The 12925-nt window shown below is 32.2% G+C and carries 11 protein-coding genes; 10 read left to right on the forward strand and 1 reads right to left on the reverse strand.

Features of this window, described 5'->3' with window-relative positions; translation table 11 throughout:
* Window position 1: 1 nt before the first annotated feature.
* Complete coding sequence (gene yihA, locus DXU93_RS01085) at window positions 2-613, reverse strand: ribosome biogenesis GTP-binding protein YihA/YsxC (protein ID WP_116879391.1); 612 nt, start codon at window positions 611-613, stop codon at window positions 2-4.
* A gap of 257 nt (window positions 614-870) precedes the next feature.
* Here yihA and DXU93_RS01090 point away from each other — a divergent pair, with 257 nt between their 5' ends.
* The 10 genes from DXU93_RS01090 to nusA all read left to right on the forward strand — a co-directional run bounded on the left by DXU93_RS01090 (window position 871) and on the right by nusA (window position 12864).
* Complete coding sequence (locus tag DXU93_RS01090; RefSeq protein WP_116879392.1) at window positions 871-1107, forward strand: acyl carrier protein; 237 nt, start codon at window positions 871-873, stop codon at window positions 1105-1107.
* 47 nt (window positions 1108-1154) lie between these two features.
* The gene (fabF, locus tag DXU93_RS01095; RefSeq protein ID WP_116879393.1) at window positions 1155-2405 is read left to right on the forward strand and encodes a beta-ketoacyl-ACP synthase II; all 1251 of its coding nucleotides are present in this window, start codon (window positions 1155-1157) and stop codon (window positions 2403-2405) included.
* Window positions 2406-2413: 8 nt separating this feature from the next.
* Complete coding sequence (rnc, locus tag DXU93_RS01100; RefSeq protein WP_165851309.1) at window positions 2414-3136, forward strand: ribonuclease III; 723 nt, start codon at window positions 2414-2416, stop codon at window positions 3134-3136.
* Window positions 3137-3340: 204 nt separating this feature from the next.
* Window positions 3341-4831 (forward strand): hypothetical protein, encoded by a 1491-nt coding sequence (locus tag DXU93_RS01105; protein ID WP_116879395.1) that lies wholly within the window; start codon window positions 3341-3343, stop codon window positions 4829-4831.
* Between the two features lie 18 nt (window positions 4832-4849).
* The gene (locus DXU93_RS01110) at window positions 4850-6961 is read left to right on the forward strand and encodes a M48 family metallopeptidase (RefSeq protein ID WP_116879396.1); all 2112 of its coding nucleotides are present in this window, start codon (window positions 4850-4852) and stop codon (window positions 6959-6961) included.
* Window positions 6962-6972: 11 nt separating this feature from the next.
* Window positions 6973-7836, forward strand: coding sequence for a hypothetical protein (locus DXU93_RS01115; RefSeq protein ID WP_116879397.1), 864 nt, complete (start codon window positions 6973-6975; stop codon window positions 7834-7836).
* Between the two features lie 179 nt (window positions 7837-8015).
* Window positions 8016-10118 (forward strand): M48 family metallopeptidase, encoded by a 2103-nt coding sequence (locus DXU93_RS01120; protein ID WP_116879398.1) that lies wholly within the window; start codon window positions 8016-8018, stop codon window positions 10116-10118.
* Between the two features lie 3 nt (window positions 10119-10121).
* Window positions 10122-10973, forward strand: coding sequence for a hypothetical protein (locus tag DXU93_RS01125; protein WP_116879399.1), 852 nt, complete (start codon window positions 10122-10124; stop codon window positions 10971-10973).
* 168 nt (window positions 10974-11141) lie between these two features.
* A complete protein-coding gene (gene rimP, locus DXU93_RS01130) occupies window positions 11142-11624 on the forward strand; it encodes a ribosome assembly cofactor RimP (RefSeq protein ID WP_116879400.1) in 483 nt (160 codons plus the stop codon).
* 4 nt (window positions 11625-11628) lie between these two features.
* Window positions 11629-12864, forward strand: a complete 1236-nt coding sequence (gene nusA / locus DXU93_RS01135) for a transcription termination factor NusA (RefSeq protein WP_116879401.1) — start codon at window positions 11629-11631, stop codon at window positions 12862-12864.
* The last annotated feature ends 61 nt before the right edge of the window (window positions 12865-12925 follow it).

Raw genomic sequence — 12925 nt, forward strand, 5'->3', positions numbered from 1 at the left:
TTTAATTCTCAGGGACTTCAAATAATCCATTAACCTCTTCAACATAATCGAGAACTTCTTCTCTTCCTTTTGAAGATACACTTGAAGTTACAAAATACGGCGGCATTTCTTCCCATTGTTTCAACATTCTCCTTTTGTAGGCAGCGATGTTTTTGTCGATTTCCACTTTTGACAATTTATCTGTTTTAGTGAAAACCATTGAGAAGGGGATACCATTACTTGCACACCATTCCATAAAATCAAGATCTATCTTCTGTGGTTCTAATCGGCTATCGATTAAAACAAAAGTATTCATCAAGTTTTCACGTGTCAATAAATATTGATCAATGAATTTACTCCACATTTTACGATTTGTCTTTGAGGTCTTAGCATATCCATAACCAGGCAAATCGACGAGGTACCACTCCTTATTAATAGAGAAATGATTTATCAACTGCGTTTTTCCAGGCTTTCCGGAAGTTTTTGCTAATTTTTTGTGATTAGTAAGCATATTAATCAACGAAGACTTCCCAACGTTTGATCTTCCAATAAAAGCATATTCAGGTAAGTTGGGAGCTGGACATTTTTCCACTTCCGTATTACTTATTACAAAGTCTGCAGAATGAATAATCATAATTCAATATTATTTTTTTACAAAGTTATTTTTTAAAGCCAGCAAACACAAATTTGACCTTAAAAATCATTTTTTTTTCTATCTTTAACCCGTTGTTTAAAAAAATAACAACAAATAATTCTGCCAGAATGCAGTAATAACTAGTAATCTCTGGGTAAAATTGGCTTTGCAGTCGATAATTTTATGTTTAAATTTTGATTTTCAAAACATAAATTATTTCTTTGCAGGCTGAATTAACCCTTTAAAAATAGAAAAAAATGTCTGATATTAAATCAAGAGTTGTATCAATTATTATTGATAAGTTGGGTGTAGAAGAAGCTGAAGTTACTACAGAAGCGTCATTCACTAATGATCTAGGAGCTGACTCTCTAGATACAGTAGAGCTAATTATGGAATTCGAAAAAGAATTTAACATTGCTATTCCAGATGACCAAGCTGAGAACATTCAAACTGTAGGTCAAGCAGTTTCTTACATCGAAGAGAACGCAAAATAAGCAGTACACAATTTAACAGCAAATTGTCAATTTAAATTAGATTATTCATGGAACTTAAACGAGTTGTTGTCACAGGATTAGGAGCTTTAACGCCAATTGGAAATACTCTTGAAGAGTATTGGAATGCTTTATTAGAAGGTAAAAGTGGGGCTGCACCTATCCAACAATTTGATGCATCAAAATTTAAGACGCAATTTGCTTGTGAAATTAAAGACTTTAAAGTCAATGATCACATTGACAGAAAAGAAGCTAGAAAATTAGATCAATTTTCTCAATATGCCATGGTTTCTGCTACAGAAGCCATGGCTGATTCTAAATTAATGGAATCAGAGCCAAACACAGACCGTATTGGTGTAATTTGGGGATCAGGAATTGGCGGTTTAAAAACCTTTCAAGATGAACATGAAAACTTTTTGAAAGGTGACGGAACTCCAAAGTTCAATCCTTTCTTTATTCCAAAAATGATTGCGGATATCGCCGCTGGGCACATCTCAATCAAATATGGTTTACGTGGACCAAACTATGTTACAGTTTCTGCATGTGCTTCATCTACAAATGCAATTATTGATGCTTTCAATCTAATCCGTTTAGGAAAAGCGGATGCGATTGTTACTGGAGGTTCAGAAGCTGCAGTTAACATTATGGGTGTTGGTGGTTTTAATGGTTTACGTGCGCTTTCAATGCGTAACGACTCACCTGAAACTGCTTCACGTCCTTTTGATAAAGACAGAGATGGATTTGTTTTAGGTGAAGGTGCTGGCGCATTAATTTTGGAAGACTATGATCATGCCGTAAAACGTGGCGCAAAAATTTATGCAGAAGTTGCTGGTGGTGGTATGTCAAGTGATGCATACCATATAACTGCTCCGCACCCAGAAGGAATCGGAGCTAGAAATGTAATGATTGAAGCCTTAAAAGATGCTGAATTAGCTCCAGAAACAGTTGATTACATTAATGTTCATGGTACTTCTACTCCATTAGGAGATATTGCTGAGCCGAAAGCAATCAAACAAGTGTTTGGTGAACATTCATACAACCTAAATATTTCTTCTACGAAATCTATGACAGGTCACCTATTAGGTGCTGCAGGTGCAATTGAAGCAATCGCATGTATAATGGCTATTAAACATGATATTGTTCCTCCAACAATAAATCACTTTACGGATGACCCTGAGATCGACAATAAAATGAACTTTACTTTCAACAAAGCAGAGAAAAGAACAGTTGATGTCGCATTATCTAACACTTTTGGATTTGGTGGACATAATACGTCTGCAATTTTCAAAAAGTTAAAGTAAATATTGTTTTGAAACGTCTGTTCTCTTTCCGAACAAGTCCAAAAAGCAAAAATGATCTCAAGTTAATCCGATTCATTATTAGGAAATTTGGCTACCGACCAAGGAAGCTATTACATTTCAAAATTGCATTAACGCACAAATCAGTATCCAATACATCTGATAAATTAATTTCTAATGAGCGCTTGGAATTTCTAGGAGATACTATTCTAGATGCAATAGTTGCGGATTTTTTATATAATAAGTTCCCTGATAAAGATGAAGGCTACCTTACAAAGGTTAAATCTAAAATGGTAAGCCGAAAAACACTAACGACCATTGCTCAGTCAATGGATATATCTGAACATATTATTTATCAAAAAGGAAGAAATATTCGCCTTGCAACTTTAGAAGGAAATGCATTTGAAGCATTAATTGGCGCAATTTATCTTGATGGTGGCTACCTGGCTGCAAAGAAATCTATCTTCCATTCTGTATTAAGATCCCATCTTGATCTACCTACATTACTACAAAACGAAATTGACTTTAAAAGCAAGCTTTATATTTGGTCACAAAAGAATCGTTTAGATATAGAATTCAAATTACTACAAGAAAAATTTGTTGATGGGAAATGGCATTATGCTGTCGAAGTTTTCATTAATAAAAATCCTTACGGAAAAGGAACTGGTGAATCGAAAAAAATTGCTGAACAAGCTGCTTCAAAGGAAACTTTACAATTGATGGGAGCTATATAAGCCTCATTTCAATCATAAACTTTCAACTTTTGGTGTAAAAAAGGCATAATCCTTTTAAAATTCTTCAATTTTCATTGATGACTCTGTTTATTTATTAGTTTTATAAAAAATTAACAAGGTTTTTTAATTACACCACTTTTGCTTTTGAAACATCCAATTTTCATTGTCAAAGGGAGGTAAATTAAACTTCAAATTTATATTACGATGAAAAAAGGTTTAATACTACTACTCAATGTTTTTCTATGTGCTTCGATTAATGCACAAAAAATTATTTCTTCACAACCAACGGAAAGAAAAAATGAATTTAAAATCCACTTTAGACATTATCATAAAGATCTAAAGATTAGTGATTATTCCAATAGTCATTATGATAATGAGGTAGGTAAGTTTCAAATTTTAAAAGGAGAAGAAGAAATTGTCAAAAAACAGGAATTAGTTACTGAATCTGAACTGGGGCAAACACAAGGAAAAGATATCATATTCAGAGACAATGATTTTTCAATTTTAAGTCAGATTAAAAATCATGAAAAAATTCAACATTATATCCAAAACTATGACTACAATCTAGATCCAATTGGGCAACCAATAAAAATTGATGATTCCTACTTCCGACCTGAAGAAATTGAAAAGAAGAGAATAACAAACCCATATAGAGTGAGAGATTCAGAAATTCATCATAACAAAAACAACAACATATCATTATTTCATTTGTGTATTGAAAATTGGGCGATTAGGACATTTACGAAGTTAGTAGTACTTGATGAAGACTTAAATGAGATCAATAGTATTCAATTAATAGGTGAAAAAGAGGATAATAATATTGATTTAATCGCACATCGAATTCTTGATAATGGTGAAGTCTTAGTTATTGTATCCGAAAACGATTGGGACTTTGTATATTCTTATAAATTGATTCATTTTAAAAAGGACGGTAGCCAAATAATAACAGACCTCAGTCCAGCAAAATCACAAATTGTGAAATCACAAATTAGTGAAAACATGTATAATGATGAAGTTACTATTTCAATACTTTCCACAGGATCTAAGAAAGAGGATGATAATAACAACGGTGTAGTGACAGCTTATAGATACAACCTAAACACCAATGAAATGAGTTACATGAACTATGGACTTAACGGTAAAGAACTATTATTAGGAAAAGAAGACAAACTCCAATATCTAAAAAACATCAAGGTTGAGTATTTAGAAGATGGTTCATTAATCCATTTCCTTGCCGGAGAGATTTACGGAGAAGCATCGATGCAAGAAAGAAGTATAATAATTTTTAAAGTTAATCCTGAAGGGGAATTTGAATGGTTAAACACCATTTATAGAACTTCAAGATCAGCAGGTAAAGCAAATATGTTAGGCTACCTATCATATTATACAGATCCAGGAGATTTGGAAATCATTTTCAATTCAAGAATAGACTTTATGAAAGGAAATCAATATACACCAGAAATAGGTACTAACTCACAATATTTAAGAGTAGATAACGGTGTAAAACCAGTAAGGGCAAGAATTAACCTTGAATCAGGTGAAATGGATACAGAAGCACTCTATACTGATTCTGAGGTTAACTCATTTTCAATTCGAAGTGCAAGGCCATTAGATGAACCTGGAAAGTATAAAATCATTCATGACATAGGTAAAGATCACTTTATCTCAATTATAGATTTTAAATCAAACTACTAGAAAACCAACTCAAATCTTATGAAAATTAATTTAAAAACATATCCTTTTTATTGTTTTCTATTGATGACTATTTCTGTATTTGGTCAAGAGGATTCATTCAATAATTTCAAAACCACTTTATCTGTTGGGGAACCACCTTCTATTTTCACTACTGCTTTCGAAGACAAGGTTAAAGCAAGAATGGAAACTGCCACAGAGGTTGAGGAGGATCAAAGAGAGCATTTTTCAATTTCAACAAATTACTCTCTCAACAATCTACTTACATCTGGACTTGTGCTATATGGCGACCCAATGACAAAATTTGTGAATAAGGTTGCAGATAAATTATTGGAGAACAAACCTGTCTTAAAAGAAGAACTTCAATTTTTCGTAATCAAAACGAACATTACCAATGCACTATGTACCGAACCCGGAGTTATTTTCATCACAACTGGATTGTTGTCACAAATTGAAAACGAAGCTCAATTAGCCTATGTGTTATCTCATGAAATTGTTCATTATCAAGAAAAACATATTCAACATTCTTACAACAATTCAAACGACAATGCTCTCAGCACGACTGAATATGAAGACATGGTTATGTTGTCGAAAGATCACGAATTTGAAGCAGATGCAAACGCATTAGAATTATATCATGCTGCAGGATATTCTGACCTTGAAATCAATACCGTTTTTGATGTTTTAATGTATTCTTATTTGACATTTGACGAGATTGCTATTGACGATAGTTTTTTTGGAAATCCAGACATCTACATTCCTGAATCATATTTCCCAGAGGAAGCGAATCCAATATTGGCATTTGAAGACTATGATGACAGTAAAAGTACGCATCCAAACATTCGAAAAAGAAGAGAAGCAATCGCAGATGAAATTAGAAAATATGGTAATTGGAAGGAAAATAGTCACTTCTTAGGAACAGAAGAGTTTACTTATGTACGTAATATTGCTCGATTTGAATCTGTTAGAGGAAATCTTTTAAAAGCAGAGTATATAAATGCACTTTATGACATTTATATTTTAGAAAAGTTATTTCCTAATAATGAGTTTTTACAAGTAAATAAAGCATTAGCATATTTAGGGTTGGCTCAAGGTTATTTAGCGAATAAAAAGCGTTCATTGGTAAAGGGTAAAAAAGATAAAGAAGGAGCGATCTCTCTACTCTACGGGTTCTTTTCTGAGTTGTCTACTAATGAAATGGTAATATTGTCTGTCAGACAAATACAAGATGTACATAAAGCGTTTCCAGATTCAAAAAGAATTAAGGAAATCAGAAATAATGCTATTTCAAATATCTCACACTTAAGAAGCTTTAATGTGAATAGACTTGAAAAAATTAGTTATCATGAAGCGGTAGAACTCCGTGAGGAATTTCTTGCGGATACTATTCAAAAGGATAGTATTTCAGAAGAAAAAGAGCTCTCAAAATATGACAGGATTAAGAGGATTCGAGCAGAGCAAAGTTCAACAAAAAGTACAACAGAATTAACAGATGAAAACTTCTCGAAATTCCTTTTATTCGACTTGGTAACTGATCGAGAATTCAATAACATTATCGAAGAAGAACAAGAAAAAATAGATGAAGAACGAAACCAAAAAACACCCTCTAAAAAAGAGAAAAAGCAAATAAAGGAGGATAAAATAGAAGGTGATATTCTCTTACTTACCCCAAGTCTTCAGGCACAAAAATACCAAGAATTCAATTTAAAAAAGACCTTATTGTTTTACGATTTAATGGATGATGCTATTTCTAAACATGCTCCTAAAGGTAGAATTGTAAACATGGGGATTTCAATTTCAAATGACTTTACTACAGAAAAATATAACGAAGTATGTATTTTAACTTCATACCTCATTCAGAAATCAAATTTGGACAATGGTAAATTCAAAGATCATTATATTGATTATACTGAAATGAATGATTTACTTGGAGACCTTACTACCCCTCACATTCTCTTAATATCTGGTGAAGCGAATAAGAAATCTGTATTCAAAAATAGATTATCTGGAAGCGCCTTATATATCAATCTTGAAAATGGAGAAATAGAAAAATCAGAAAATTACAAAGTAGCCTTAAAAATTCGAAAAGCATCCGTTGGTGGATTGGCCTTTGAAATATTTTCAAAATTTTAATTAATTAAAAAATGAAAAATTCACAATTACTAATCATAATCATTTTACTGTTTGGTGTTTCCCAAAACTCCATTGGTCAAGATGCATATTTCTATAATCAGAAAAACATTTTCTCCATCAGAGCTAATTTTAATCCAAGATTAATTCCATTGTCACAAAATCAAGGAAGTCCCTATGGTGTTGGAAGAGGAACCTACTACCTACGATATAATGAAAACAATGAACTCCTTGGAGGACACCAAAAAATGAACTTAATGTTGAATGCCAATTATGCAAGGCTTTATAACGGCAACAAGGTCATTGGTTTTGAAGTAAATTATCAAAAACATCACTTTACAATGAGTGAAAATGCAATTGATTTTATACATAGTGATTCCGATGGCTACTATAATGATATAGAGATTCCTTACCATATATCTACGCCGATATTCAACACTTTTGACTTCCAAGTTCAATTTGGAAGCTTTTCATCGTCGTACATTGCTCCTAACAAACATCTCTGGACTTATGGGTTTGGAATAAGATTATTTTCTTTAGATCAGAATCAAAATTACAGGAAAGATAGTGAAACTCCTTACACTGATCTCGATACATATATGGAGGATTATGACAAACCTTTTATTTTTTACAGGTTTTCCGTGAATTATACATATAGGACTCTTATTACTAAAAACTTGAGTTTTGACATTGGTTTTAATCTCAACGCAGGATTAGCCGCAATGAAAGCTGAAGCAGTTGAAGGGGATCCATCAACATATGGTAGTATTTATGGAGATGAGTATGCATACAATAGATACTTTATTCAAGCTAAACTTGCTCATGAAACTTTTTATAACATAATTTATTTCAGAACAGGACTTTCATTTGCCATTTAAAGGCATTTGAACAACACTTAACATTGAAAAGAACATAAGTCTAATTAATTTGTAGAAAGTTTGAATTCGAAAATGATTAGCGATAATCGAGTATAAAAAACATCACTCACAAAATCATGATAACACTTTATCTCAAATATAGATTTTCATATCATATGACAAAAAATTAATTGTATACCATGAAAAATACGGTAAAAACACTTTCTATTATTTTTCTTTCCCTAATATCATTTTTGGTAAATGGACAAGAAGAATCCTTTGACGATTTTAAAACAACTTTATCTGAAGGTAAGCCGCCACCTATTTTCACAACGGCATTTGAAGACAAAGTTAAAGCTAGAATTGAAACGGCTACAGAAGTAGACGAAGATAAAAGGGAGCATTTTTCAAATTCAACAACTTATTCCCTTAATAACCTGTTGACTTCTGGATTCGTCCTATATGGAGATCCAATGACAAGATTTGTGAATAAGGTTGCAGATAAATTATTAGAAAATAAACCCGCCCTTAAAAAAGAATTACAATTTTATGTAATCAAAGCAAACATCACCAACGCGCTTTGTACAGAACCTGGGGTAATTTTCATAACCACAGGCTTACTCTCTCAAATTGAAAATGAAGCACAATTGGCCTATGTTTTATCACATGAAATAGTACATTATCTAGAAAAACACATTCAACATTCTTTTAATAACTCAAACAAAAATGAATTAAATACAACAGACTATGAAGACATGGTTATGTTATCAAAAGATCACGAATTTGAAGCAGATGCAAACGCTTTAGAATTATATCACTCTGCAGGATATTCCGACCGTGAAATCAATACTGTATTTGATGTATTGATGTACTCTTACCTATCATTTGATGAAATCACAATTGATTCTTCATTTTTCAATAACGAGGATCTTTTTATCCCTAAATCTTTATATCCAGAAGAAGCCAATCCTATCTTAGCTTTCGAAGACTACGATGACAGTAAAAGTAGTCATCCTAATATTAGAAAAAGAAGAGATACCATTGCTGAAGAAATCGAGAAATACGATAATTGGGGAGACAAAACAAACTATATCGAGCGTGAGGAGTTTATAAAAGTCAGGGATATTGCTCGATTTGAATCTGTTAGGGAAAATATTTTAACATCTGATTATTTAAAAGCCTTATATGAGATTTACATTTTAGAGAAAGAATTCCCTAACAATGAGTTTCTTCAAACTTTCAAGGCACTTGCTTGGGCAAACATCAACCAAGAGTCAATTTCAGGAAATAAGAGACAAATTACAAGAGGTCACTCAAGAATTGAGGGACAACTTTCATTACTTTATGGATTAATTAAAGAACTTTCTATAAAAGAAATCGCCCTTTTAACGATTCGTCAAATTGAGGACATTCATCAGCAATTCCCTGAGTCTAAACGAATTCTAGACCTTAAAAAAGAAAGCATTAGAAACCTTGCACATGTTAGAGGTTTCGAGTTAAATGAACTAGAGAATAGGAGTTATTATGTTGCTCAACAATTATTTATAGAACAACAGAATGATACAATTCCTAAGGAAGAAAAAGAGGAAGTTATTCCAGAAAACGAATCAAAATACGATCGTATTAAGCGTATTAGAGGTAAACAAAGAGAAGAACAAACAGAAGAGAACCTCAACGATGAAAACTTTTGGAAATTCGTATTGTATGATTTAGCAGAAAATGCTGATTTCATCAAAACCTATGAAGATGAGGAAGAGTGGATAAAAGAAGAACGTGAAAAAGAATACGAAGAGGAAGAGGAATACACAATCGAAGGAGACGTAATCCTTATGGCACCAAACTTATCTGCTGAAATAAGTGGTGAATTTGATGTTGAAACGACACTTTTATTTTATGAATATTTTCAAAGTGGATTAAATAGGTATGCTCCTGAAAATAGAGTCATTACAAGAGATATAAGTGAAGTTGAGAATTTCACCACAGAAAAATACAATCAAACCTGTATTTTAACTTCATATATCGTTCAAGCTTATAATTTAGAAGAGCGAAATTTCTCTATTTTAATGGTGGATTATGAAGAGATGAAGAATATTGTAAATGAATTCAATACTCCTCACCTTTTATTAATTACAGGGGAATATTATTTCAATAAATTTTCTGATAAAGCTGTTAATGGTCACGCTACATACATCAACCTCAAAACAGGAAGCCATTGGTCAACGAGGGATTATCATGCAAAATATAAACTTAAGAAAACAGTTATCGAAGGTTTCGCTCACTTAGTTTTTTCAAAAATTAGATAAGTCATGAATAAAAATATACCATTTATTTTACTTTGCATCTTAATCCCTTTTGCTCATCAAGTAAATAGTCAATATGACTACTTTCATGGACAAAAAAACGTTTTTTCATTCCACATAAATGCCAATCCACGTTTTACTCCTATGCTACATAACGACGATGCAAGTACATATGATCAAGATTATGATTATGATTATGGATATTATTATAACAATAATTATCAATCAGGATATGGGACATATTACATAAAGAACAATGAAGATGGTCAGACAGAAGTAAAGAAACAAAATTTCAACATTCAGTTGAACATGTTTTATGGTAGATTATTTAAAAAACGTGTTTTATTGGGAATAGATATGAATTATCAATCTCATAACATGACTTTTCTTCACCAGGACTTAGCTATATCAAACTTCAAAACCACACCATTATTTCACGTTGTTGATGCACAGCTATCATTCGGTTTATTTTTAGGAAAACAACTTTCACCAAATAAACTCCTTTTACAGATTCAAGCAGGCCCAAAGATGTATTTCTTAAACACTTCGAAAGAATATAGAGATTCATCAGGAGAGCCATATGAAGATCTAGATAAATATATGAAAACAGAAAACAAACCATTTACTTATTTTCGTTTAAATGTCAATTATACCCACAGAATATTATTAACAGAAAGAATCAGTTTAGACCTCGGGTTTACAAGTAATTTTGGGTTATTTGGTCCAATCTCACCTTATTCAATTATAAGCATAGATCCTGGTGTCAGAACTGATGTTGAATCAGTGAAAAACAGGTTAGGATATGAAACATTTAGAAACATATTTTATCTGAGTGCTGGAATTTCTTATGCTTTTTAACAAATTGAACAACGCAAAACAGTTCAACTGAGCAAGCCTAAATTTAGGTAATAAGCTTAAGACTCAGAAAAATAATATTGTTGTTCGAAATATTTTAATTATATTTGCACTGTTTTATATACAAATTAAATAGAACGAGGGGACAATTTGTCCCCTCTTTTTGTAAATATGCTGAAGAAAAAATTAATAGAAGAATTAGCGTTAGAAAGAATAAACGAACTTGACAAAGGCTTATTTATTGTTGAGATTTCGATTACTGGAAAAAACGTAATACAAGTAGAATTAGATACCGAAGAAGGTCATGTTGCAATCAATGATTGTGTTTCTGTTTCAAGGAATATTGAGCACAATTTAGATAGAGAGGAACAAGATTTCGAACTTCATGTTTCTTCTGCAGGCTTAGACAAACCTTTCCGAGTTATGCAACAATATGTTAAAAACATCGGAAATGAAGTTAAAGTACACCTCAAGGAAAAGAACAAAACCATTGAAGGAGTATTAACTTTTGTAGATGAAAACGGATTAAAGCTTGAAACCACAACAAAGGAACGTGTTGAAGGAAAAAAGAAAAAAGAGATTGTAGTACGTGAACATCAATTCACGTTCGACGAGATTAAAGAAACAAAAATTGTAATATCATTTAAAAAATGAACTCATGAATAGTATGAACTTAATGGAAGTTTTCACTGAATTCAAGGAATTTAAAAGTATAGATAGACAAACGATGATGCGTGTTTTAGAAGACGTATTTCGTACTATTTTAAAGAAAAAATATGGTACTGACGAACATTGTGACGTTATTATCAACATTGATAAAGGTGATTTTGAGATATGGGTAAATAAAGAAATCGTTCCTGATGGAGAGGTTGAAGATTCTAATACAGAAATCGCTTATTCACAAGCTGTGAAAATCGAACCTGATTTTGAAGTAGGTGAAGAAGTATCAGAGGAAATTAAGTTTGAAGATTTCGGAAGAAGAAATATTCTTTCTTTAAGACAAAATTTAATCTCTCGTATTTTAGAATTAGAAAAAGATCAACTTTACAAAATATACAAAGACCGTATTGGTGATATCATTACTGGTGAGGTTTACCAAGTTTGGAAAAAAGAGATTCTTATTTTAGATGATGAAGGAAATGAATTGATTTTACCAAAATCAGAGCAGATTCCATCAGATTACTTTAAGAAAGGTGAACCTGTTCGTGCAGTAGTTGCAAAAGTTGATATGCGTAACAGTACACCAGTTATTATTTTGTCTCGTTCTGCTCCTGAGTTCTTAGAGCGCTTATTTGAGTTAGAAGTTCCAGAGGTATTCGATGGTTTAATTACAATCAAGAAAATTGTTCGTGTCCCTGGTGAACGTGCAAAGGTTGCTGTTGAATCATATGATGACAGAATAGACCCTGTTGGTGCATGTGTGGGTATGAAAGGATCAAGAATTCATGGAATTGTTAGAGAATTACGTAATGAAAACATTGATGTAATTAACTACACAAACAACATGCAGTTGTACATTCAACGTGCACTTTCTCCAGCTAGAATTACTTCAGTAGAATTACTTGAAGAAGAAGAAAGAGCAAATGTTTATTTGAAAAACGACCAAGTTTCTTTAGCAATTGGTAAAGGAGGATTCAACATTAAGTTGGCAAGTCGTTTAACAGGACATGAAATTGATGTTTACAGAGAAGGAGCTGAAGATGTAGAAGATGTAGATTTAGAAGAATTTGCTGATGAAATCGACAGCTGGATTATTGATGAGTTGAAAGCAATTGGTTGCGATTCAGCGAAATCAGTGTTAGAATTAGAAGTTGCTGAGTTAATAAAAAGAACTGACCTCGAAGAAGAAACAATTCTTGAAGTCTTCAAGATTTTGGAGTCAGAGTTTGAATAGATTCAATACAAACCTTAACTTAGGCATTTTAAAAAGAATATAGATTAATAGGAAGGACGTA

The sequence above is a fragment of the Brumimicrobium aurantiacum genome (genome assembly GCF_003402975.1).
GTDB classification, from domain to species: Bacteria; Bacteroidota; Bacteroidia; order Flavobacteriales_D; family Crocinitomicaceae; genus Brumimicrobium; species Brumimicrobium aurantiacum.